Here is an 18,333-nt window from a genome sequence, read left to right on the forward strand (position 1 = left end):
TATGCGACCGCCTGGAGGTAGCTTCTTAACGATGTCCTCCGCTATCGCGGCCTTAGATCCCTTGTATGGTAAACCTAGAGTTATCTTCGCCATAAGTCACCACGTAACGGTTAAAGTCAAGACTCCAGCAGCCACCCAGTACACGGCATGGCGAACATCCCCTTGCACGGCGTAAGGGATGGCGGCGATAAAGTCGAGAAGCATCAAAATCGTAGGAAAAACGCGCGGGTCTAGGTTCATACGAACCTCCCCTTGCTGTATTTGTATTCGCTTATCTTCGTGTCTCGCCTGTATGGACTCAAGCCCTTGTTCACGCGTTCGCGCTGCTCCGGCGTCAAGTCGTCGGAATCGTCGAAGCCGTGCTTGTACAGGCTGTTTGCTGCCCTCGGCATGTCGTTCGTAGATGCCATCGTTTATCCCTCCCTGTTCAAGATGTCCTCTAGTGTCTCGCACTTTTCCGGGCTGTCGCCATTACGGTTCCTTGCGCCGAATACCTTGCCGAAGAAGAAGCCGATAAGGTAGCACACAACGCCCATGCACACGATGAAGATGTCGCCCGTCATTCTGCGCTCCTCAAGAACTCGCTTACAAGATGGCGTATAAGTGCGCTGGAATTTCCGGCTATATCCGGGTCGATACCCTTCTTTATTGCGGCAACCTTTGCCGACTTGACATCTTCCATGTCGATGTATAAGCATACTTTAATGAGATTTTCTCTTTTTTTTCTAGCCATTTAGGCCTCCTTTTTTTTTGAATTTTTCTACACGTGCCTTGCAGTCGATTCGTCCAAATTCATCTCTCCAATTTGTACCGCAAAGATGATGAACTGGGCATTCGCTGCATACGGGATGCTTCTTTTCTTTCATAGATAAACTCTTTAGAAATTTAAAGGTCTGCCGGGGAACGCCCCCGGTGTTCGGTGTAGTCTAGTAGTTGCGAGTGAGCTCCGTCTTTTCGATTTTGGCGATAGCAGCATCGTAACGGAGTGTATCGCTATTGACTTCAACTCCAGTATAATCTTCTTCAATGGTCATGTAATCTGCTGCTTCCTTGAGGATTTCTTCGGCTTCTGCTTCGCCGAAATTCGGCGTGAGGATAATGTCGCCCGTAAGGTCACGATTCTGTTCTTCCTTTAGTTCGTAGCCGAGGCTGGAAGCCTTGTAAGATATGGCATTGAAAATTCGAGAAACCGAGTTTATTGCGTAATTGGGCGCTGGTGCACCTACGTGTATGTAGGTGAGTTCACGCGCGGGCTGTACAAGGATTACAAGGACGCGGTCACCGTCCTCATGTACATCGTCGAACGAAACGCTGGAATTAACAGTGATATTCGAATCGTAATCATCCTTATCCATAATCTCATAATCAACGGCTTCGTCAGAAAGACTGTATTCATCATCGGGGAGTTCTTGAATATGGTCGGTGTGATAAGAGACTTTCCCGTCCTTGAGTTCGTAAACTTCCATAACGGTGAAGTCGCCTTTGCAATTCTGCATGATTTCGTTGATAGTCATTTTGTTACCTCTTGTTTATTGTTTACGTCTATAATTTATATAATTTTCGAACTAAAAACAAGGGGTGAAGCCAACATTTTTGCTTATTTTTTACTTACATTCAAGAAAGACAAAAAAAGCCCGAAAAAAGGGCTTTTTTGCAAAAAATTTTCAAAAAACGGCCTAAAATAGCGATATTTGCCCGTTTTCGTCGCATTTTAGCGCGTTTTCAGGCGTTATTTTGGCGATTCGTGGCGCTTCTGTAGGCGCAACGGCAGGCGCCTCTTTAGGCTCGGTTCCGGGCAATCCTGGATCCTTCTGAACAGTGGCACTATGTGGATATTTGCCTTGTCCTATGCGCCTCTTGAAGTGGGGCCATGCAATCAGGTAGGCTGGCGTGAACCACGCCTCGCGATACTCCATCGCTAGAGCGTCGCCGAGCCTGACTACAGCAGGAACGCCGAGAAGCGATAGCGTGAGGTAGGTCATGTGTACGCATCTCGGGTCTATGTCGCCGCAGTCCACAAAGACGTTCCACGCGTAATTAACGCCGTACCCGTTGAGCACGTCGATGCTTGCGAGATAAGGCCGCCTGCACCGCATGTAGGCTCGTAAAGCGAAAGAACGTGGTCCGGGTCGTTCTCGAAGCGCCCAAGAACTTCGTCCTTGTCTAGCGTGCATTCGCTCATTAGATGGCTTACGTGGTAAGGCGTAAAGAACTGCCCGGCCTTGCCGTTGCTTGTGCCGGAGTCCATGTAGATTTCTCCGGCAAAGTCGCGGAACTCGCCGGAGCCGTTCTTTGCCGCCTCAATCTCGCCCATGAACAGGCCGAGACATGACGCGAACGTTTCGAGCTGGTCCCTGGAGTATTGCTTCGCAACGTTCATGTACCGCTTTTCGAACTCATCGCGATTCGTGAAGTCGAACGTGTTGCGTACAGAAATGGCTGAAAGCTCGAAGAAGTCGCGGACAACGGAATAGTAGTCGCGGTCACGTATCGTCTGCAACATGCGCGGAATTTCTCGCCGTGCCTCCGTAACGGATGGCAATCGTTTGTTTGCCATGCCTACACCCTCACCATTTTGCAGCGTCCCATTCGTGTCGTTCCCTGTACCACCCTTCCGGGAGTGTAGGCAGTATGCGCTTCGCCAGCTCGTAATCTTCATTTGTGAGCGTCCGGCGGTCGTTTTTCGCCATGTAGTAGTAGTCTAGTCCGAGATGCACGGCCTCGCAAATTTTGAACGTGCGTTTATCCATATTAGCTCCTTATAGTTTGTGTAAATCGGAGAATGACTTCCAGCCTCTCTCGGTGAATTGCGTGCTGTACACTTCACCGCGCGGCATTATAGGCTTCCACGCCTCGTCGCAGAAAAGGCGGTAGTGGTACACGCCAATCCTTTTACCGTGCTCGGAGTACGGCGGTTCGCACCACATCAGCTTTCGGTTAGAACCGAAAAGGGCGTTCAGTAGCCATTCGGTTTTCTTGAGGTTCATTCCTCCCGGATAGTCGATGGACAAGTGGTAGCAGCGTTCGTAATCGGGGTTTTTCCACCATCCGCTTGTGTGGTAGCCCACGTCGCGTGTCATCACTACTTGAGCGTCGATACGCTCGATGTACCATCTGCACGATTCAAGGTAAGGCGTGATGTACTTGCCTTCGAAAAAGCCCTTGTTGGCGGCGTTGAAAAGACGCGAGACGATGCCTTCGGTGGGTTCGTTGCGTCCGATAATGCGGATGTTCATCATTTGTCTTCTACCTTATCGTTCCATGGGTTCTTGACTTCGATCGGCATCATGCAGGTGTCGCAGATGCGGTGGATGTCCTCTACGCTGTGCGGCACGTCGCTGTCTCCAACTCCGTAAACAGTCCCGCAATTCGGACAGGCCACATCGCGGTAATTCATTTCTTTTCCTCCTGCATTTTTCCCCAATGGCCCTCGTTGACGAACTTACCTTCGGCAACGAGCTTACCTAGCGTTTGCCGTCCGTATTCTTTTATGAGGTCGCTCGCAAAATGGTATTTGCCTGTCGCAACCTCGACGTAGAACGTGTCGGCCCATCTTACGGGATTTTCCTTGCCGCACACCCTTTCTCCGTCAGCGACCGATTCCGTTTCACGTCGGACAAGGTAAATGAGCATCGTGGCAGAGAAAATACCGATAACCCATCCGACAAAAAATCCAATGTAAAACATCATTCCTCCCAGCTAATCACAAAGTACATCTTTCCCGGCTCGGCTCCCCATTCGGTCTTGCCCATGCCGATGCGAATGCGTGGATTCTTGAATGTAAGCCACTTGTCTTTTTCCGCTCTGCTCGGGTATGCTAGAGAAAATTCAAGCACGTCATACTTTAGATTTAAAAGCTCGCTTTCCATGCCGTTAATTTCGCCTTCATCAAAATCTATATGAAAGTTATAGTCTCTAATCAAATCGTTTTTTAGAGTCTCAAACTTGATAAATTGACGGATGTAGTGAGGCTTGATTTCCCTATACTCCTCCTTCTTGACTCCATCTTTTATCATGTCGAACCACTGCTTCTTCAGCGACAAAGTGAGCGTCTTCATTATCTCTCCTTAACTTTGTATTGCATGACGTCGATGATTTTGTCTTTTTCTTCCATTGTCAATCCACCGAGAGTGACGGTTATAGCGTTATCGATGTAGAAGGTGGCTTCAAAGGTTTTTCCGGTTTCTTTAAACGAAACCAAGGCGATTCGTTCTACAGGTACAATATTTTTAGTACCGTTACCATTAAGAATTAAGCATCTTTCTATCATTTTCCCTCCTTCGGAGCCGACGGCAGCGGCATCCAATAAGTCGCATTATGCGTTACCCATTCTTCACCACCATCTTCATACTTATGAATATTTATTACCTTTTCGCTCATTTATTATCCTTTGCCCTATTGGGCGGTTGAGTTTGTTTTGAATTTCTCGGCAATGGCGATCCAACGCTGGCGCCACTTCCACATCCTATTTGAAGCGTTGCGGTCATGTACCTCAACGTAATACCAAGCCTTATTCAGACAACCCTCGGCATTACGCAAGCACCGCTTTTTCTTCTGATGACGGATTTCTTTTTCTTCACTATCAAATGCACGATTAAAATTGTTTTCTTTGTCACGAATTAGACAAAGTAACTCTTTAACCTCGTTCTTTTGCTTTTCTTTCAACTCCGCAATTACCTTGTCGGCTTCGGACTTGATGTAAACTTGGGCTGCATCATCGTCGCCCGTCTTGATGTACTCTTCGTACACGTCAAAAGCGTGTACCGCTTTCATTTCGCTCATTTGCGCCCCTCCAATTCTTGTTTAATCGTTCCGCATTGAGTGCACTCCCAGCAGATTCCGAAAAGACCTCCCCAAATTGGCAGCATCTTATATGCGGAATGGCTACAGGTAGCTTGTTTAAATCGTTTCTCGATATGTTCAATCGTCATTTCGTTAATTTGTACTCCTTCGCCTTCTTGATGCACTTACTTTCCATCTTACGCCACCTTTCCGCCACGCTGTTGTCGTAACCGATTCCTTCGGTCTTCTCAAACGCCACAACATCGGCCCAATTAGCGCACGCCTTATAAAGAGCACGTTTAGTCCTGACGTTTTCGGCTCTCGCTTCCATGCACTGTTCAAACCACCTCTTTCCCACACCCTCTTTGCGAGTGATTTCAGCCTTGAGTTCCGCGATGGCTGCGTCCGCTTCGTCAGCATCGTAGAATCGTCCTCCGCTTTGGAATGGGAAATCGGGGTCGTAATCGTAATCTTTCAGTTCATCGCACTTCATATTATCTCCTTTGCGATTCTGTCGCATGCCCTCTTGCAGAGCTTCAAAAGTTCCTTCGTTTCCTTCGGGTAGTTCGTCAAGTTCCCGTCATACGGTACGACCGAGTTCTTGAACGTGTCGAAAACCATCTCCGCGAGAAATGCCGCGGAATTGTTGCGGTGGCATTCGTGGCACGGTCTGCACAGCGGGTGTCCGCATCCGTATGTGCCTGTGGAGTAATCGAACTCGAAAAGAACGAAGTCGCCTTCAGCGACAATTTTCACCTCGACATTCACGCCCGATAGCTTGCCTTCGCGGAATCGGAAAACGTTCTCGACATACACGCCGCAATCGTTCTGTATTCCGAGCTTTCCGTTAAGCAGCCACGTCGGGTGCTCCGCATCGTCAAGCATCGGGAGTAGTGAGAGCTGGTCGGTCATGATTTCTCCGTTGTTCAAACTTTGTCCGTCTTTATCGCTGGAACGGACAAACCAGTTTTGCACGGCTTGTGTGTAATACCCTCTTGGAGAATCATCTAACGCGGGAATTGAATTCGTTAGATAATCGTTCCGTGCAAACTTTTCCCTCCGGCGGCGTTTAGAAGGGATAAATGAAATGTGATTTTGTGTCGTGCCGCCATCGGGATTAAAGGGTGATTGACGGGGTCGGATGAATTCACTTTCGTGGCGCTTTCCTGTCCGTCAATCGTTTTTTTTATTTAAAATCTGCGTGTGGGTGGTTCCTTCGAAAAAGATTAAACCATTTTATACCAGCCTTTGTCACATGGTACACCGTTTCGCATACACTCCATTTCCCGGCGGGTTCCGATGTCATCATCCCTTTATTCACTAGGGATTCGCATGCGGCATTATCTCTTTCGTTTACTGTGGTCCCAAAGAAGTTTCGGTAGCCTCCATTTTTTCCCCATCCTCCAAATACGGGGCTGGTGTCGTAGCCAAGGGAGTGTGCAATAATCTTGATTTCTCTTACTGTGCACGTAATTCCGTTAAATGAAAGTCGTAATCCTTTTGGCATTTTTCCCTCAACAAGGTGTGCATCCTTGACGCCGTATTCCGAAGACGCCTTCTTTTCCAACAGCGTCAAGGATGCTAGATATTGGCCACTATCGTTAGCCTCCAACTATTTCTCGGTAGTTAAGTCCCGTCAGGTATATCGGACCCTGCGTCGCCACTCTTTGCCTGGCGTGGAATCTTTCCCGTCTTGTTCACCGCGCTTCGCCTCGGAGTCCAACCCTTGCGGGTATATGCCCCACTGGTACATTACTGAAACAAGCAACTACTTATAGCGGTCGGTTGATGTCTCTTTGAAAGGAGTGAAGTCAACCGAAAAACAAAGCTCTCCTCTTTTTAAGCTGCCGTATGGACTCGAACCACATCTCCGGCTTATTACGTCGGTGCTCTACCATTGAGCTATGACAGCGTTGTCCACGCACGGGTTCAGCAAATTACGGGAATTATTGAAATTCACATTTTTCCCCGTGCGTGGGGTGCTTCGGGCGTGGCATCAATAATGGAGAGCTTCCTACGTCGCAGGAGCAACGATCATCCGTGTTATTGGTTGATATTGTCCTTTGATTTGGTTACTCGTCACGCCTTCGGCTTCTCCGTGGGCTAAAGTTGGGCTCGCACGGAGAAAACTTTTGTTTATTCGGCAATCTGCCAGTCATCAGCCAGCATGTCGGTTTGGCTTGCAAGCCACCCGACAACATAGGTGTCGTCCGCTGCCTTCATGTCAATGTGAGGGGCAATGTTGCACTTTTTGCCAGTGTAAAATTCCTTTGCCGGAGCGTTACGCATAAGTTCGCCATCAACGGTAGAACCTTGCTGAAGCGTAATGAACATACCCTTGCCGTTCCAGCCCTTGCGCTGAACCTTGCGTCCTGCCTTGATCTGTTGAATCGCCCAATCAAAGCCGTGCGTGGTTTCGGGTGCTTCCATGACGGAATCTGTTTTTTCGTCAATGTCGTAGGTTTTTTCAAAGATGTCCGGCTTGCACGGATAAAGTTCGCCGTTCACGCCACGGATGATGTAATCGCCTACGCTCGCGTGGTGGTCGCCTTCCAGCGTCTTGATGTACATCTCGCCTTGGTCTTTGAATAAGATAGTGCCATCTTCGTAGGCTTTCGCAGCCCAGTCGGGAACGTAGTATTCGCCATTGCTGTTCATGAGGTCGCCATCGTACTTGAAGCATTCGATGGTAACAGGTTTCTTTGTTGCTTTCATTTTGTATTCCTTTTATTAGTTTGTCTAAAATGGTAAATCCACGTCCTCGTCACCGTAACCTTGCGCCTCTTGCTGCTGGTACGCTTGGCGCTGCTGGCCTTGTCCTTGTGCGCCGTATCCACTTCCGTTCTGCGTTCCGCGCGGAGTGAGAAGCTGGAAGGTATCCATGTTGATTTCTGTGACATATCGCTTTTGACCGCTAGTCTGGTCTGTCCAGCTACGGTTGGTGAGGCGTCCTTCCACGTAGAGGCTCATGCCCTTGTGGATGCCGAGCTGTTCAACGACTTCCGCAACCTTGCCCCAGCCTACGATGTTGTGCCATTGGGTGTCTTCCTTCTGTTCGCCGTTGTTGTCGCGATAGCGGCGCGAGGTGGCGAGGGAGAAGGACACTACCTTGCGTTCTGTTTGCTGGTTGACTCGGATTTCCGGGTCCTTGCCGAGATTGCCGATCAATTGAACTTTGTTCAAATAAGCCATGTTGTTTTATTCCTTTTTTCGTTAAAAATTCATTCCCATTTTTGCGCGTACCGCTGCCTTTTCCGCTTCGCGCTTGCGCTGTAGCCTTACTGCCTTCGTGATTCCCTTGTGTGCGGCGCTAAGGCGTTCGATTTGCTCCGGTGTGTAGAAGAATCCGCGTTCTTCCGCATTCCTTCGCCTTGTCTGTGCACCATTCATTGCGCTGATGTTGTCCGGGTCGTTGATCCTCCTTGTTCTCCACGTCCTCTGTCCTCTGCGCTTTGCAAGCCACGGTTTCTGCTTTTCCATCGCTATGTTCTTGTTCCGTCCGTCCTCTAATATCTTGCGGTTCATTGCGAGTATTGCCGGGTCCGAGTTTCTGCGCTTCATGAATTCTGACACGGTGACGTATTCGAGGTTGTCGAGGTTGTAGTTTTCGCGGTCGCCGTCAATGAACCAGATATTCAGCCCGTGCGGTTTTGACTGACCGAACTTTAGACGGTAGCAGTATTCTGACAGCATCAGACGCTCGTTTCCAACGTTGCCCCTGTAGTAGCCTTTCTTGCACCAGTAGAACACGTAGCCGTTGACTATCTTGTGCTTTTTCGCCTTGCATCGTTCGTGCGGTCCTGCGATGTGGAATCCACGCTCGTGGCAATGGTCTATTACTGCCTGGTACGAACAGCCGAACTCTTTCGCGGCGCGTCTGTAGCTTCCGTACTTCTTCGCGAGAAACACCATCTCGTCGATGTCCGCGTCTGTAAAGTATCTAGTCGCCATAGAAAGCCATGCTCACCTGTTGCAGCTTGTCCTTTTTCGTCCTGCGCTGTATTGGGGCGTACCCGTCGTATCCGTGGGATACGGCCCACTTCTCAAGCGCGTAGATGCGCTTCGCTATCTTGCTTCCTGCACCTAGCTTCTCGCGCACCATCGCGGTTGACGGGTACTTGAGTTTCTTCATTCGTCCTCTAGTACATCATGACGATGTGGCGTACCTTGCCCTTGACGATGGCCGTAATGATTGCCTTCGCCTTTTCCTCGTCGATTCCGCAAGCCTTGAGGTCCTCCAGCGCTTCGCGGTTGCAAGTGCGCTTGTAGGTCTGTTGGTCTTCCGGGAAAAGCATCTCGGACTTTGTCTTTTCCGCGTCCTTGATAGCCTTCTGTGCGTCACCCTGCACGGTGACGGTGGCGTTTGCCCTTGCGGCTTCTGCCTGCTTCTTTGCTCGTTCGGCATCGGCCTTGGCTCTCGCTTCCGCTTCGGCTGCCGCCCTTGCGTCGGCTTCGGCCTTTGCCTTCGCGCGTTCGGCTTCCTCGGCCTTGCGCTTGGCTTCTTCGGCTTCAGCCTTCGCCTTGGCCGCTTCTTCCGCAAGTTGGCGGTTGCGTTTTTCCTCCTCGGCTTTCAGGCGCTCGTATTCGCGCTGCTGTTCTTCCTGCTTGAGCTGTGTTTCGAGCATGGCGTTGAGCTGGCGGCGCGACTCGTTTAGGGCTGCGACCGCTTCGGCGTAGCTTTCCTTCCAGTACGCCTCGTCGTGCGCGTGTCCTTCTAGCACGTTGATGACATCCTGGACTCCGTAGCTGTCGCAACCGATGGCGCTTGCCGGAAGGTTCGAGATTTCGATGATTTCGTTCTTGCGGTCCTCGATTTCCTTCACGGGCTTCATCACTTCATCCTGCAACATTTCGAGCGTGTCGCGCACCTCCTTGCGTGTGGCGTCGATGAGTTTCGGCTTCGCCTTGAGTGCAGCAGCAACCTTCTTGCCTTCGTCTTCGATGGCGGTCTTGAGGCTGCCAATCTTGCGGCTCAATGCCTTGCGCTGCTTTGCGCCTTCATCGGTCGTGGGGTCTGCTACAAGCCCGCGTGCAATCTTCTTGACCTGCTGAAGCATCGGGACAAAGTTTTGCTTGTCTAGGAAAATTGCTTCAAGGTTATTTTGTTCCGGTTTCTTTACGATTTCGAAGGATTTGCCCGTATCCTTGATTTCGATTGCGTTCGTGTTGATAACTTCCGCTTCTGTGGTTTGTGCCATTTTTCGTTTCTCCGTTATGTTGTAAAAAAATTTGAGGGTTCTATCCTAATCTTTGGAGCTTGCCAAGTCACCCACAACCACGTTCTACCTTCTGTCGATTTAGGTCCTTTTAGAATAGGCTGTTGTCCACTACGCCGTTGTCCTGCTGTTCCATCGCGGTAGGGGCGCTCTGGTGCTGCTGCGCCTTCGAGATGTTCGCCACGATCGTGTTAAACACCTCTCCGCGGCGTTCCGGCGGTACGTTGTTCGCGGACTTGAAGCCTAATTCCTTCATTGTGTTTTGGTAGATTTCGGGCGACTGAGTCCAGAGACCTTTCATCCCTTCCATGAACTTCTTCGTTTCTTCGTCGATTTCCTTCTTTGCGTCCTTCGGCTTTGCTGGCGCTTGCGGCTGCGCATCCTGCGGAACTTCGGTGAGGCCTTGCTGTTCGAGCTTGTCGGCTCCGGTCATGTGGTCCGGGAGTTCGTCGTTAGTGTACGGCATGCCGCCGAAGTCAAACGGGAAAGCCTTGCGGAACGCGCTCACGATAGCCACCTTCTTGAGCATCGTGCGCGGCTTGCTCTGCCACATGGAATTTCCTTGGTCGTATTCGTCGAAGAAAACTTCCTCGCGGGTAGGGTGGGTGCGGTCCTTACGGTAGACGGTGCAGACGCAACTTACGGTTCCGTCAGGGACGAGCGCGTCAACCTGCCATGATCCGTTTTTCCCGGACTTCGTGACCTTTCCGCGCTTGAAATCTCCCTTAAATTCGATTTCAAATCCGTCATAGTTCGGGTTGAGCTCGGCACGCTTGATGTAAGTCTCATAACCTGTGACGATGCTCATGTCAGTGCTGCCGTCCTTATTCTTGTAGGTCACTGCGTACACTTCGCGCTTCCAGGGGTTTAGCCCGAATGTCCCGGCGACCGCGAGGAACTGCTTCGTCTGCTGTTCGTTCAAGCCCTTGTTCATGGTCTTGAGGTAATCGAGGAGCAAGTCCTGCGTCACCTTGTTTTCTTCGCTTGTAGCTACGATTTCGTTTGCCATTTTACTTTCTCCGTAATAGTTTGTTAAAGGTTGTTGTCAAGATATGCCGCAATGGACATGAGCTTGACAAAGAGGTACATGCAGCCCATTCCGACAGCTATTAGGCCGACAAATCCGGCGATATGCTTTACATCATCGTTATCCATCGTCGGCTCCTATGCGTTGATTACAAGCAGGCGGGCGAAGAATCGGAGCTCCTTGGCACCGTTGCACTTGCCGTTACTTTCGCGCTGTTCGACGGCATCCTTGACGGACTTCGGGACATTGCCTGTGCATCGGATGTGGGCGCCTTCTGCATCTTCGTCTATAACGATCTGCCAATTTCCATCCTTGGAACGTATAATGTTGTCGGAAAATGACATTTTATGCCCCTTCGATAAAGTTTTTCGCGTCGCGCAAAGTTTCGCCGATGGTGGCGGTGGAGTCCACCTTGAAGCCGAGCTCCTCGGCCTTTGCGATGGTCTGGAGGTCGCTTTCACGCGAGAAAGAGCGCACAACGGCCTCGCTGATTACGTTGGTAAGGGAAGCGGGGATTCCGCTATCCTTGCGGCGTTTCGATTCGGCGGTGGCGATTTCGTAAGCCTTCGCCGTTATCGCCACGCTCTTGAGTGTAGTAGTTTCTGTAGCCATTTTTTTCTTCCTTTTTTGATTAAACTTCGAACGGGTGCTTTGGCAAGTAAGCCCAGAATGTCGGGGTCACGCTTTTTGCGTTGAAATGGTTTGAAAGCCTATATTCGAGCGGGAGCACCTGGAAGCCGAGCTTTACATCGTAATACCCGATGCAGACATCGTAATCGACAATCATTAGAACCGTCGTGTTAGGCGTGGGGATTCTGTTAGGATCGTGCTCGTAGTCAATCCAAGTCACCATCTTTTTATGTTCTTTTGCCATTTTTTCCTCTTGTTTACATGTGTAAATATACCTTAATTTTCCCATGTTGTCAAGATATTTTTTATAAAAAACTTGATTTTTATTGTAAAATGTTTGTTAACACGAAAATAGCGCCATTGCTGACGCTATTTTGGCTTTTTTTTGAAAAATCCGATTCGCTAAAGCGCCTCCAGCAGCGATTTCACGCCGTCGGCGAAAATCTTGTAGTAGTGGTGGTTGTCCTGCTCACGCGCAGATCGTTCGGCCTTTTCTAGTCGCTGGCTCACGCCTTGCGCGAAGTTGCGTAACAGGTTTATTTCTTCGTTCATCGGCGCGATGTTGTTCAAGATAAACTGCGAGAGAATCTTTTCCCACTTCGTCTTGAAACCGTCATTGCCTGCGATGCTCTTCACGTTACCGAGGAACTCCTTCCGTTCGAGGCTGGAGAGCCGTTGGATTTTCGCCTTGCGGTTCTCCTCGTCGATTTCGGCTTGCGGACGCGTGTCCGGCTTCGGCTTTCCGTAGTTCTTCCTTGATGGATACGAGGTAGCCGTTGAGTTTTCCAGGTTCAATCATGCTTTCTCCTTTGGAGACAACGGCAGCGGCATCCATTTTGTATAAAGTTCTTGGTTCTCGACATCAAATTTGCAGGTTGTATCCCAGCGACGCAATTCAATGTATGTCCCGTATCTAGATGGATTTTCGACAAATACAAGAATCCATTGCTTTTCTTTCGGTTTTTCCTCGCTGAACTTTCTCCAGCGGAGTTCTTCTTTCAGCTCCGCGATACGTGCTTTCAGGCGCGACATCTCGTCGTCGTGGCTGGGTGGAAAATACTCGCAATCTATAGCCATTACTTTGCCTCCTCATTTTTATGCGTTTTTATCCCTTCAAGCTCGACACCACCGAAAGTTACATTCTTGATTGTAAAGCCGCCTTTTGGTTTTAGTAGTTTGTCGGCAGTCTCTACTAATTTTTTAAGTCCCGCAATCTCCATTAAGAGTTGCTCAACTTCCATCTTGTGGGACTCCTCCAAGTCAGCAATAAACTTGTCAGCTTCAGACTTGAGGTATATTAGCTCGTTGTGCCTTCCCTGCATTACAAGTTCTCTCGGTCTGTACGCTTTCAGTTCGCTCATTTGTTACCACCTTTGAACGGCGGATTCATGATTGAGTTCTCGTACTTGAGCATTTGGAACATATCGGGCTCAAAACTCGCTAGAACCTTGTCCTTTGCCGCGTTAAAAAAGTTGCGGTCAACCTCGAACCCGAACGATTTACGGCTCATTTTCTGTGCCGCAAGCAACGTGCTACCGCTTCCGCAGCAGGGGTCGATGACGGTTTCGCCTTCGTCAGTAAAGATGCTTATTAACTTCTCAAGGAGCTGGACTGGCTTTTGTGTAGGGTGGATTTTCGGCGTTTCTGTATCGCGTTTCCAGTCCATGCAGTTGAAAATCATCTTTCCGTTGTTGTTGAATTTCGGCAACTTGTCGCGGTAAAAAATAATCCCATATTCACAATTTCCGACCACCTTCATGTTCGCCTTGAGCACCTGCGCGGAAAAGTCCTTGCGGAACACAAGATTGATGTAGTTGGGGAGCCCGTATTTTTTGCCAAGTTCGATGAACTTGAATTGTTGCTCGAACTCGCAGAACAGAATCATGCAGGGAGCCTTCCCTTTTTCTTTCGGCTCCTTGACAAGCATCTTGCTGCAAAAGTGCATAAATTCTGCCGGTCTAAATTCGTTTTCGGAGTTGAAAAACTTTTTGCCAGCCTTTTCGCTTTCACCGTTCTTGTTGTCTCCATCCACGTACCATGACGGATTAGAACCGTATGCGTTCGTGCCGAGGTTGTATGGCACGTCAGCGATGATGAGCTGCGCCTTCGGTATTTGGTACACCTTGTAGTTCTGGAATGAGTCCCGATAAAGGTGCATATCGTATTTATGCCATTCGTTGTCCATTTTCATTTCTCCGTTATCATTTTGTTGATGCTAACAATATGTTTAAATTGGGTGGCCTCCGGGCGCGGTAAAAACGAGGTAAAAATGGATCATCTGTTATACGCCCATCGGCCTAAATCTTTTTTTTCTAAAGTTTAGACAGCCGCTCTACTTCGGCCATAGCCTTCCTTAGCTGTCCTTCCTTCTGCGTGCGCAGGTTGTGCTCGACGTTTTCGCGTATCTTGTCGCCGAAATGCCTGTTTATGGCGCAGTAGCAAGATACGAGACAGTTCCACATCTTGAACTTCTCGTCATTGGACTTGGCTCTTGTTCCGTCCTTCTCATTAACAGACGATTCAAGCTTATGCTTCATGCAGTTCAATTTCCTTTGCATGTTTTCGGAATAGTTGATAAACAGCTTCGCGATGCCGACAAGCTTTTTCTCGTTGTCCGTGGCGCCTTCCTGGAGCGTATCGACAAGTTTTCGCTTCATGTCAAAGAATTTAGCCTGTCCTTCTGTGAGTTCACAGCCCCCCCCCACATCACCTAATATTTTTAAGGCTTCCTCGAATGGCGGGTTGCCGATGCAATCGTCGAATACGTGTTGTTCCATTGTCGTTTCTCCTGTTTTGAGTTTATACGTTTTTTTTACTATTTATGCGGCAAGATTCCCGTCCGACATGAGCAAGTTCTTTCTGGCCTTGGCCTCGGCCCTGTACTTGCGTTGCCTTGCGGCCCTCTTCGCCTTGAAATCCGGGTCGTTCTTGTGCGCGTAATAGTAAGTCATCGCCTTCTTGCGCGAGTTCTTCACGCCCTTCTCGGTGTGCCTGTAGCGTTCTCCGCGGTCGTGCATGGACTTCTTGCCGGCCTCGCTCTGCTGCCATTTCTTGCGCGATTCCTTGCGCTTTTCGTTTTTTTTCGTAGCGTTCGGAGCCGATCTTCTTCGCCCTCTTGCTAGTGTCCTCTTCCTTCGGCATCGTGGCGCACGGGCGCATTCGTGAGGCTATGAGCGATTCCCAGCTATCCATTGCATCCGTCCTTGCACCTGTAGACATCGTTCCCGACCTCCCGCATGTTACCGATTTTGCGGACCTTGCCGCACCTGTAGCAAGTCGCCGTTTGTGGTATTTGGCGTCCTTCCGCTCTCGGATGCAGCAGGAGCCAGCTTGTGCGCTTCGTCTCATGCTCCGACATTTGTCGCAACTGGATTCCGTTGTAAGTCATACGTGCCCCGCGTTTTCGTACTCGAACATCTTGCGGAAGTCGTCAACGGTTGCCGGTATAAGTGCGAGCGATATAGGTCCGCTTGCCGGGTATCCGTTAGCTATCGGCATCTTTCGCCAGTACTTGAGATAGAGCCTGTAGATGGCCTTCTTGATGGGTAGCGTGTATGTCCTGTAGTAGCCCGGGCCGTTCGATCGTGCTGTGCAAAGGTCGAAGTACGCGTTGCCGCCGCATGCAATGGTGTAGTTCTTGACGGCCTCGTTGCAGTTGATGGCCTTCTTTACGGGTTCATGCGGTAGCCACGCGGCGCATGGGTCGTTGTACTCGATGGACTTGTTCTTGTCGTCGCTCCTGTATTTAAGCCATTCCTCGGCATAGTTGCGCATGCACTCCTTGAGCGTCTTCTGCGTCGGGATGCTCTCGATGTCCTTCGCCCTTTTGAAAATTTCGTGTACCTGCTCCGGGCTGGAAAACTGTATAGCTTCCTGTAGAGAAGCGGATATTATGACTATCGTTTCCGGTACCTTTCGCCCTATATGTTCATAGCATAGAGCAAGTTCATTCTGTATCTGGTTGATTATAGGCTGTTCGTTAGAATGTTCCGATTGTTCCATTTTTCAGTTTCTCCAGTCCGCCGTTCATGATGAACTCGGTAGAGTTTTTTAGCACCCTCGCGTTGTGTTCGCTCACAGTCTCGTACCTGTAGCGCTCCGCGTCCTCGTCCTTTTCTTCGCGCTTGTCGTCACGGTACGCGGCCCACTTGACGAGAACGGCGTAATGGTTTTTCGGCACGGGCTGGATTTCCCCGTTTTCAAGTTTCGAGCTTAGCGAGTCTATAGCACGGTTGAGCGCCTGCTGGTTCCCGAACTTCATCCCCAGCTCGTTGTACTGCTCCTGCGACAGCAGGACGTTCCCGAACTCGCCCGAATACGCGAGGTTTAGGATTTTCGGCGGTACGGGCTGCTGCTGATTTATCGTAGATGGAGCCGTTTCCAAAGTCCCATTTGATAGGGATTTCGTCTTATTCGGAGCTTTCTGTGCTCCATCGGTCCCGTCTATAAACTTGCGGTATTTTTTCGTCCATATAGTCTCGGTTCCTGGATGGTCTGCAAGGTAGGATTTTTCCTTCGCCTTCGCGGCAAGATATTCGTCGCCATACTTTTCACAGCAGGCGTCGTGAACCGCCTTATAGCTTATTTCTGTTTTCTCCATGTTTTTCGCCATGGCGCCCTCGATGCCCTGCACGTAGCATAGCGCGATGTAGTTGTCTGCATCCGCCAGCAGGTGTTCCGCATATTCGTTCTTCTGTTCGCAGAATTCCTGATAGGCGAGGGTATCGCGGAAAGACGAGAACCATTCCCATACGTTCGACTCGTTGATATTCCGAGTCCTTGAGAGAAATTCCCGAATGACGATCCTTACGGATGAGATGTTTTTTTCAGCCACTTCTTACCTGCTATTCGATGATGTAATATCTGTTCTTTACGACCAAGTCTAGATACTTGGCGCAATCCATGGCCGTCACTCCTTCGTTCTTCATGTCGTCGATGTTTTCACTTACGGCGTTGATGAAGGACTCCCGCATGTCGTCGAAAGTCTTTGTCCTGTTCATTGTCAGGGATAAGACACGAAACGTGCTTCTCGGTAGGAATAAGCCTTTGGGAAGTACCAGTCTAACCATCTTTCTTCCCGGTTACTTCGGCTTCCAGCTTCTTCACAGCCTCGGCTACGACGCGGGCCTTGCTGTCCTTTACGCCGTCGGCTTCGAGCCTCTTCTTGATGATATTCTCGATGGTCTCGTTCGTTTCGTCGCGAACTGCAATCATTACTGCCATATTTTTTCCTTTTTTTTAAAATTATATAAAAAATTTATATAAAACTTTTTAAAAAGTCAAGAGATTGGCAGAAAAAAATTTATTTTTTTTTGAGTAGGGAAGATGCAGGGTTGGGGTAGGGTGTGGGTAGGGGGGGGTAGGGGGGGGGGTAGGGGGTTACTGGTAGGTGGGGGGCTATTACATTACATTACATTGCACATCATTACATGACATGACATTACATTACATTACATTGCACATCATTACATGACAATCTTTTCCTTTTCTTTGTTTTTGTTTTTGTCTTTGTCTTTGTCTTTGTCCTTTTCTCACACACTGTCCTCACACTCTTCGTGCGTGAGAGAAAATTTTTTTTCACGACCTGTTGACCGCTGGCGAAAAATTTATTAAATTGGAATTGTCCATTCAGGACTTTCTCCTTCTTGGCCCGGTTCGCTTGCTCCCCCTTGGCGACCGGGCTTTTTCTTTTCGATCGTGTCTTATTCCGGCGTACTCCTGCACGGAATATTCCGCTTTGCTTTCGCTTTCGTTTTACGTGCGCTGTAGGCTTGTTTTTCGCTCTAGGACTATAAAGTGTATAGCAAGCAAAAATAATGGCTAGAAAGTGCGTTTCTGTGCAATTAAGCTATATGCGTAAATTCGCATATTTGCATGGTTTGACGCGAAATTGACGAAAAAAGCCCCGGTCGGGGCTGTTGATATTGTGTCGATTGTGTGGACTAGGCTATAGCGGCTTGGTATTTTTCCAGAACGCAGTTCTCGATGTGCTCCCGGAGCTGTCGTGTAATCGGCATCACCAGCGAGCGGAAATCTTCGCCCTTGGTGTACGGGTCAACTGGATAGCCAACGTAGAGGCCGTATTCACCATCCATCACGCGAAGCCCGCGAATCTGTATCTGGTCGTTGAGTACGATCGTGGCGAGGGCCTTCATTTTGCCCATGTTTGTCCCTTCCTTGAAGGGGAACACCTGGACGTTGGTTACCGCCAGGCAGTCGAAGAAATTGTTTTCGTTTACCATATTTTCCTCTTGATTTTTGATAAAAGTTTTTTCGGGTTCAGGCGTTGCCCGCGCGCCGTGGGTGGTTACAGGCAGGTGCGGAGGCCGGTGGTCGTTTCGAAAAATTCCTGCACCTGGTCTGCAAAAATGCCCTTGACTTCCTTCACCGTCACGGGCTGGAACTTCGCATCTTCGAAGCTCAAGCCCTTGATGAAGTCGTTTGTCGTGTACTTCTTCTGCTTGATGAAGTAGCAGTTGTAGAGGTCTCGACCTTCGTCAAGCTCGATCTTGAAGAGGTTCGCCTTGCGGAACATCTTGAACGAAAACTGGAAGCTGTTTTCGGTGATTTTTTCAGCCTTTGCGCCGAGCATGGCCTGGAGCCTGCCGAACCCGCCGTGGCAAATCGCCATCACCATTTCCTTGACCATGTTGTTGATTTCTTCTTTCGTTTTCATCT

The 18,333-nt window shown here is 49.4% G+C and carries 38 protein-coding genes, 1 tRNA gene and 2 pseudogenes; 1 reads left to right on the plus strand and 40 read right to left on the minus strand.

Annotation, left to right across the window (positions count from 1 at the left end; translation table 11 throughout):
• Window positions 1–96 precede the first annotated feature (96 nt).
• From HUF13_RS10370 to HUF13_RS10395, 6 genes are read right to left on the minus strand one after another with little or no spacing between them, the layout of a single operon-like run.
• Entirely contained in the window at window positions 97–240 is a 144-nt protein-coding gene (locus tag HUF13_RS10370) for a hypothetical protein (protein ID WP_173475062.1), read from the minus strand.
• Window positions 237–410: a hypothetical protein gene (locus tag HUF13_RS10375; RefSeq protein ID WP_173475063.1), complete on the minus strand. Its 174-nt coding sequence runs from the start codon at window positions 408–410 to the stop codon at window positions 237–239. Before HUF13_RS10375 ends, HUF13_RS10370 begins: the two co-directional genes overlap by 4 nt.
• 3 nt (window positions 411–413) lie before the next feature.
• Window positions 414–563 carry a hypothetical protein gene (locus HUF13_RS10380; RefSeq protein ID WP_173475064.1) on the minus strand — a complete coding sequence of 50 codons (150 nt, stop codon included), beginning with the start codon at window positions 561–563 and terminating at the stop codon, window positions 414–416.
• On the minus strand, window positions 560–733 hold the full coding sequence (locus tag HUF13_RS10385; protein ID WP_173475065.1) for a hypothetical protein: 174 nt from the start codon (window positions 731–733) through the stop codon (window positions 560–562). Before HUF13_RS10385 ends, HUF13_RS10380 begins: the two co-directional genes overlap by 4 nt.
• Window positions 726–866, minus strand: coding sequence for a hypothetical protein (locus tag HUF13_RS10390; RefSeq protein WP_173475066.1), 141 nt, complete (start codon window positions 864–866; stop codon window positions 726–728). The genes HUF13_RS10385 and HUF13_RS10390 overlap by 8 nt, the downstream gene beginning before the upstream one ends.
• A 60-nt stretch (window positions 867–926) precedes the next feature.
• The gene (locus HUF13_RS10395) at window positions 927–1,514 is read right to left on the minus strand and encodes a hypothetical protein (protein ID WP_173475067.1); all 588 of its coding nucleotides are present in this window, start codon (window positions 1,512–1,514) and stop codon (window positions 927–929) included.
• Window positions 1,515–2,068: 554 nt separating this feature from the next.
• On the opposite strand from HUF13_RS10395, the pseudogene HUF13_RS17590 reads away from it, so the two are divergent.
• A pseudogene (locus HUF13_RS17590) lies at window positions 2,069–2,116 on the plus strand (hypothetical protein); the annotation flags it as partial.
• Window positions 2,117–2,119: 3 nt separating this feature from the next.
• On the opposite strand, the pseudogene HUF13_RS17360 reads toward HUF13_RS17590, so the two are convergent.
• The 34 genes and pseudogenes from HUF13_RS17360 to HUF13_RS10570 form a co-directional block, all read right to left on the minus strand.
• Window positions 2,120–2,557: pseudogene (locus HUF13_RS17360) on the minus strand (hypothetical protein); the annotation flags it as partial.
• 10 nt (window positions 2,558–2,567) lie between these two features.
• On the minus strand, window positions 2,568–2,750 hold the full coding sequence (locus tag HUF13_RS10410; protein ID WP_173475070.1) for a hypothetical protein: 183 nt from the start codon (window positions 2,748–2,750) through the stop codon (window positions 2,568–2,570).
• A gap of 9 nt (window positions 2,751–2,759) precedes the next feature.
• Window positions 2,760–3,239 (minus strand): hypothetical protein, encoded by a 480-nt coding sequence (locus tag HUF13_RS10415; protein ID WP_173475071.1) that lies wholly within the window; start codon window positions 3,237–3,239, stop codon window positions 2,760–2,762.
• A 154-nt stretch (window positions 3,240–3,393) separates the two neighbouring features.
• Window positions 3,394–3,690, minus strand: coding sequence for a hypothetical protein (locus HUF13_RS10420; RefSeq protein WP_173475072.1), 297 nt, complete (start codon window positions 3,688–3,690; stop codon window positions 3,394–3,396).
• Window positions 3,687–4,058 carry a hypothetical protein gene (locus HUF13_RS10425; RefSeq protein WP_173475073.1) on the minus strand — a complete coding sequence of 124 codons (372 nt, stop codon included), beginning with the start codon at window positions 4,056–4,058 and terminating at the stop codon, window positions 3,687–3,689. Before HUF13_RS10425 ends, HUF13_RS10420 begins: the two co-directional genes overlap by 4 nt.
• Complete coding sequence (locus tag HUF13_RS10430; protein ID WP_173475074.1) at window positions 4,058–4,270, minus strand: hypothetical protein; 213 nt, start codon at window positions 4,268–4,270, stop codon at window positions 4,058–4,060. The genes HUF13_RS10425 and HUF13_RS10430 overlap by 1 nt, the downstream gene beginning before the upstream one ends.
• Window positions 4,271–4,395: 125 nt before the next feature.
• Complete coding sequence (locus HUF13_RS10435) at window positions 4,396–4,782, minus strand: hypothetical protein (RefSeq protein ID WP_173475075.1); 387 nt, start codon at window positions 4,780–4,782, stop codon at window positions 4,396–4,398.
• Window positions 4,783–4,927: 145 nt separating this feature from the next.
• The gene (locus HUF13_RS10440; RefSeq protein ID WP_173475076.1) at window positions 4,928–5,275 is read right to left on the minus strand and encodes a hypothetical protein; all 348 of its coding nucleotides are present in this window, start codon (window positions 5,273–5,275) and stop codon (window positions 4,928–4,930) included.
• A complete protein-coding gene (locus HUF13_RS10445) occupies window positions 5,272–5,757 on the minus strand; it encodes a hypothetical protein (RefSeq protein WP_173475077.1) in 486 nt (161 codons plus the stop codon). Before HUF13_RS10445 ends, HUF13_RS10440 begins: the two co-directional genes overlap by 4 nt.
• 211 nt (window positions 5,758–5,968) lie before the next feature.
• A complete protein-coding gene (locus tag HUF13_RS10450) occupies window positions 5,969–6,349 on the minus strand; it encodes a hypothetical protein (RefSeq protein ID WP_173475078.1) in 381 nt (126 codons plus the stop codon).
• Between the two features lie 275 nt (window positions 6,350–6,624).
• Window positions 6,625–6,694: transfer RNA gene (locus HUF13_RS10455), tRNA-Ile, on the minus strand.
• 224 nt (window positions 6,695–6,918) lie between these two features.
• Window positions 6,919–7,497, minus strand: coding sequence for a DUF2829 domain-containing protein (locus tag HUF13_RS17365; protein WP_304039085.1), 579 nt, complete (start codon window positions 7,495–7,497; stop codon window positions 6,919–6,921).
• A 24-nt stretch (window positions 7,498–7,521) separates the two neighbouring features.
• A complete protein-coding gene (locus HUF13_RS10470) occupies window positions 7,522–7,974 on the minus strand; it encodes a single-stranded DNA-binding protein (RefSeq protein WP_173475079.1) in 453 nt (150 codons plus the stop codon).
• Window positions 7,975–7,995: 21 nt separating this feature from the next.
• Window positions 7,996–8,694, minus strand: a complete 699-nt coding sequence (locus HUF13_RS10475) for an HNH endonuclease (protein ID WP_173475080.1) — start codon at window positions 8,692–8,694, stop codon at window positions 7,996–7,998.
• 28 nt (window positions 8,695–8,722) lie between these two features.
• The gene (locus HUF13_RS10480) at window positions 8,723–8,914 is read right to left on the minus strand and encodes a hypothetical protein (RefSeq protein ID WP_173475081.1); all 192 of its coding nucleotides are present in this window, start codon (window positions 8,912–8,914) and stop codon (window positions 8,723–8,725) included.
• 7 nt (window positions 8,915–8,921) lie between these two features.
• A complete protein-coding gene (locus HUF13_RS10485) occupies window positions 8,922–9,980 on the minus strand; it encodes a hypothetical protein (protein ID WP_173475082.1) in 1,059 nt (352 codons plus the stop codon).
• 109 nt (window positions 9,981–10,089) lie between these two features.
• Window positions 10,090–11,007 (minus strand): phage recombination protein Bet, encoded by a 918-nt coding sequence (gene bet, locus HUF13_RS10490; protein ID WP_173475083.1) that lies wholly within the window; start codon window positions 11,005–11,007, stop codon window positions 10,090–10,092.
• 23 nt (window positions 11,008–11,030) lie between these two features.
• Complete coding sequence (locus tag HUF13_RS17370; RefSeq protein WP_304039087.1) at window positions 11,031–11,153, minus strand: hypothetical protein; 123 nt, start codon at window positions 11,151–11,153, stop codon at window positions 11,031–11,033.
• A 9-nt stretch (window positions 11,154–11,162) separates the two neighbouring features.
• The gene (locus tag HUF13_RS10495; RefSeq protein WP_173475084.1) at window positions 11,163–11,369 is read right to left on the minus strand and encodes a hypothetical protein; all 207 of its coding nucleotides are present in this window, start codon (window positions 11,367–11,369) and stop codon (window positions 11,163–11,165) included.
• A gap of 1 nt (window position 11,370) precedes the next feature.
• Window positions 11,371–11,637, minus strand: a complete 267-nt coding sequence (locus tag HUF13_RS10500; protein ID WP_173475085.1) for a hypothetical protein — start codon at window positions 11,635–11,637, stop codon at window positions 11,371–11,373.
• 19 nt (window positions 11,638–11,656) lie between these two features.
• Entirely contained in the window at window positions 11,657–11,899 is a 243-nt protein-coding gene (locus HUF13_RS10505) for a hypothetical protein (RefSeq protein ID WP_173475086.1), read from the minus strand.
• A 158-nt stretch (window positions 11,900–12,057) separates the two neighbouring features.
• Window positions 12,058–12,450: a hypothetical protein gene (locus HUF13_RS10510; protein WP_173475087.1), complete on the minus strand. Its 393-nt coding sequence runs from the start codon at window positions 12,448–12,450 to the stop codon at window positions 12,058–12,060.
• Window positions 12,451–12,732 (minus strand): hypothetical protein, encoded by a 282-nt coding sequence (locus HUF13_RS10515; protein ID WP_173475088.1) that lies wholly within the window; start codon window positions 12,730–12,732, stop codon window positions 12,451–12,453.
• The gene (locus HUF13_RS10520; RefSeq protein WP_173475089.1) at window positions 12,732–13,016 is read right to left on the minus strand and encodes a hypothetical protein; all 285 of its coding nucleotides are present in this window, start codon (window positions 13,014–13,016) and stop codon (window positions 12,732–12,734) included. Before HUF13_RS10520 ends, HUF13_RS10515 begins: the two co-directional genes overlap by 1 nt.
• A complete protein-coding gene (locus HUF13_RS10525) occupies window positions 13,013–13,840 on the minus strand; it encodes a site-specific DNA-methyltransferase (protein WP_173475090.1) in 828 nt (275 codons plus the stop codon). The genes HUF13_RS10520 and HUF13_RS10525 overlap by 4 nt, the downstream gene beginning before the upstream one ends.
• 127 nt (window positions 13,841–13,967) lie before the next feature.
• Complete coding sequence (locus HUF13_RS10530; protein WP_173475091.1) at window positions 13,968–14,432, minus strand: hypothetical protein; 465 nt, start codon at window positions 14,430–14,432, stop codon at window positions 13,968–13,970.
• 42 nt (window positions 14,433–14,474) lie between these two features.
• Window positions 14,475–14,672 carry a hypothetical protein gene (locus HUF13_RS10535; RefSeq protein ID WP_173475092.1) on the minus strand — a complete coding sequence of 66 codons (198 nt, stop codon included), beginning with the start codon at window positions 14,670–14,672 and terminating at the stop codon, window positions 14,475–14,477.
• Window positions 14,673–14,839: 167 nt separating this feature from the next.
• Window positions 14,840–15,043, minus strand: a complete 204-nt coding sequence (locus HUF13_RS10540) for a hypothetical protein (RefSeq protein ID WP_173475093.1) — start codon at window positions 15,041–15,043, stop codon at window positions 14,840–14,842.
• Window positions 15,040–15,657, minus strand: coding sequence for a hypothetical protein (locus tag HUF13_RS10545; RefSeq protein ID WP_173475094.1), 618 nt, complete (start codon window positions 15,655–15,657; stop codon window positions 15,040–15,042). Before HUF13_RS10545 ends, HUF13_RS10540 begins: the two co-directional genes overlap by 4 nt.
• Entirely contained in the window at window positions 15,635–16,489 is an 855-nt protein-coding gene (locus HUF13_RS10550; RefSeq protein WP_173475095.1) for a hypothetical protein, read from the minus strand. The genes HUF13_RS10545 and HUF13_RS10550 overlap by 23 nt, the downstream gene beginning before the upstream one ends.
• Before the next feature lie 10 nt (window positions 16,490–16,499).
• Window positions 16,500–16,655 carry a hypothetical protein gene (locus tag HUF13_RS10555; RefSeq protein ID WP_173475096.1) on the minus strand — a complete coding sequence of 52 codons (156 nt, stop codon included), beginning with the start codon at window positions 16,653–16,655 and terminating at the stop codon, window positions 16,500–16,502.
• Window positions 16,656–16,716: 61 nt separating this feature from the next.
• A complete protein-coding gene (locus HUF13_RS10560; protein ID WP_173475097.1) occupies window positions 16,717–16,878 on the minus strand; it encodes a hypothetical protein in 162 nt (53 codons plus the stop codon).
• Window positions 16,879–17,597: 719 nt separating this feature from the next.
• Window positions 17,598–17,897: a SpoVG family protein gene (locus HUF13_RS10565; protein WP_173475098.1), complete on the minus strand. Its 300-nt coding sequence runs from the start codon at window positions 17,895–17,897 to the stop codon at window positions 17,598–17,600.
• A 65-nt stretch (window positions 17,898–17,962) separates the two neighbouring features.
• Complete coding sequence (locus tag HUF13_RS10570) at window positions 17,963–18,331, minus strand: hypothetical protein (RefSeq protein ID WP_173475099.1); 369 nt, start codon at window positions 18,329–18,331, stop codon at window positions 17,963–17,965.
• Window positions 18,332–18,333 lie beyond the last annotated feature (2 nt).

The sequence above is a fragment of the Fibrobacter succinogenes genome (genome assembly GCF_902779965.1).
GTDB lineage: Bacteria > Fibrobacterota > Fibrobacteria > Fibrobacterales > Fibrobacteraceae > Fibrobacter > Fibrobacter succinogenes_F.

Bases quoted from the DNA above. Each gene is read 5' to 3' on its own strand.
- HUF13_RS10570 (WP_173475099.1), bottom strand. From the start codon at position 18,331: ATGAAAACGAAAGAAGAAATCAACAACATGGTCAAGGAAATGGTGATG.
- HUF13_RS10385 (WP_173475065.1), bottom strand. From the start codon at position 733: ATGGCTAGAAAAAAAAGAGAAAATCTCATTAAAGTATGCTTATACATC.
- HUF13_RS10435 (WP_173475075.1), bottom strand. From the start codon at position 4,782: ATGAGCGAAATGAAAGCGGTACACGCTTTTGACGTGTACGAAGAGTAC.
- HUF13_RS10440 (WP_173475076.1), bottom strand. From the start codon at position 5,275: ATGAAGTGCGATGAACTGAAAGATTACGATTACGACCCCGATTTCCCA.
- HUF13_RS10505 (WP_173475086.1), bottom strand. From the start codon at position 11,899: ATGGCAAAAGAACATAAAAAGATGGTGACTTGGATTGACTACGAGCAC.
- HUF13_RS10475 (WP_173475080.1), bottom strand. From the start codon at position 8,694: ATGGTGTTTCTCGCGAAGAAGTACGGAAGCTACAGACGCGCCGCGAAA.
- HUF13_RS10480 (WP_173475081.1), bottom strand. From the start codon at position 8,914: ATGAAGAAACTCAAGTACCCGTCAACCGCGATGGTGCGCGAGAAGCTA.
- HUF13_RS10555 (WP_173475096.1), bottom strand. From the start codon at position 16,655: ATGAACAGGACAAAGACTTTCGACGACATGCGGGAGTCCTTCATCAAC.
- HUF13_RS10565 (WP_173475098.1), bottom strand. From the start codon at position 17,897: ATGGTAAACGAAAACAATTTCTTCGACTGCCTGGCGGTAACCAACGTC.
- HUF13_RS10495 (WP_173475084.1), bottom strand. From the start codon at position 11,369: ATGTCATTTTCCGACAACATTATACGTTCCAAGGATGGAAATTGGCAG.
- HUF13_RS10530 (WP_173475091.1), bottom strand. From the start codon at position 14,432: ATGGAACAACACGTATTCGACGATTGCATCGGCAACCCGCCATTCGAG.
- HUF13_RS10425 (WP_173475073.1), bottom strand. From the start codon at position 4,058: ATGAAGACGCTCACTTTGTCGCTGAAGAAGCAGTGGTTCGACATGATA.
- bet (WP_173475083.1), bottom strand. From the start codon at position 11,007: ATGGCAAACGAAATCGTAGCTACAAGCGAAGAAAACAAGGTGACGCAG.
- HUF13_RS10470 (WP_173475079.1), bottom strand. From the start codon at position 7,974: ATGGCTTATTTGAACAAAGTTCAATTGATCGGCAATCTCGGCAAGGAC.
- HUF13_RS10395 (WP_173475067.1), bottom strand. From the start codon at position 1,514: ATGACTATCAACGAAATCATGCAGAATTGCAAAGGCGACTTCACCGTT.
- HUF13_RS10545 (WP_173475094.1), bottom strand. From the start codon at position 15,657: ATGGAACAATCGGAACATTCTAACGAACAGCCTATAATCAACCAGATA.
- HUF13_RS10375 (WP_173475063.1), bottom strand. From the start codon at position 410: ATGGCATCTACGAACGACATGCCGAGGGCAGCAAACAGCCTGTACAAG.
- HUF13_RS10370 (WP_173475062.1), bottom strand. From the start codon at position 240: ATGAACCTAGACCCGCGCGTTTTTCCTACGATTTTGATGCTTCTCGAC.
- HUF13_RS10540 (WP_173475093.1), bottom strand. From the start codon at position 15,043: ATGACTTACAACGGAATCCAGTTGCGACAAATGTCGGAGCATGAGACG.
- HUF13_RS10500 (WP_173475085.1), bottom strand. From the start codon at position 11,637: ATGGCTACAGAAACTACTACACTCAAGAGCGTGGCGATAACGGCGAAG.
- HUF13_RS10535 (WP_173475092.1), bottom strand. From the start codon at position 14,672: ATGCACGACCGCGGAGAACGCTACAGGCACACCGAGAAGGGCGTGAAG.
- HUF13_RS10380 (WP_173475064.1), bottom strand. From the start codon at position 563: ATGACGGGCGACATCTTCATCGTGTGCATGGGCGTTGTGTGCTACCTT.
- HUF13_RS10560 (WP_173475097.1), bottom strand. From the start codon at position 16,878: ATGGCAGTAATGATTGCAGTTCGCGACGAAACGAACGAGACCATCGAG.
- HUF13_RS17370 (WP_304039087.1), bottom strand. From the start codon at position 11,153: ATGGATAACGATGATGTAAAGCATATCGCCGGATTTGTCGGCCTAATA.
- HUF13_RS10410 (WP_173475070.1), bottom strand. From the start codon at position 2,750: ATGGATAAACGCACGTTCAAAATTTGCGAGGCCGTGCATCTCGGACTA.
- HUF13_RS10485 (WP_173475082.1), bottom strand. From the start codon at position 9,980: ATGGCACAAACCACAGAAGCGGAAGTTATCAACACGAACGCAATCGAA.
- HUF13_RS10415 (WP_173475071.1), bottom strand. From the start codon at position 3,239: ATGATGAACATCCGCATTATCGGACGCAACGAACCCACCGAAGGCATC.
- HUF13_RS10515 (WP_173475088.1), bottom strand. From the start codon at position 12,732: ATGGCTATAGATTGCGAGTATTTTCCACCCAGCCACGACGACGAGATG.
- HUF13_RS10430 (WP_173475074.1), bottom strand. From the start codon at position 4,270: ATGATAGAAAGATGCTTAATTCTTAATGGTAACGGTACTAAAAATATT.
- HUF13_RS10420 (WP_173475072.1), bottom strand. From the start codon at position 3,690: ATGATGTTTTACATTGGATTTTTTGTCGGATGGGTTATCGGTATTTTC.
- HUF13_RS17365 (WP_304039085.1), bottom strand. From the start codon at position 7,497: ATGAAAGCAACAAAGAAACCTGTTACCATCGAATGCTTCAAGTACGAT.
- HUF13_RS10525 (WP_173475090.1), bottom strand. From the start codon at position 13,840: ATGGACAACGAATGGCATAAATACGATATGCACCTTTATCGGGACTCA.
- HUF13_RS10390 (WP_173475066.1), bottom strand. From the start codon at position 866: ATGAAAGAAAAGAAGCATCCCGTATGCAGCGAATGCCCAGTTCATCAT.
- HUF13_RS10520 (WP_173475089.1), bottom strand. From the start codon at position 13,016: ATGAGCGAACTGAAAGCGTACAGACCGAGAGAACTTGTAATGCAGGGA.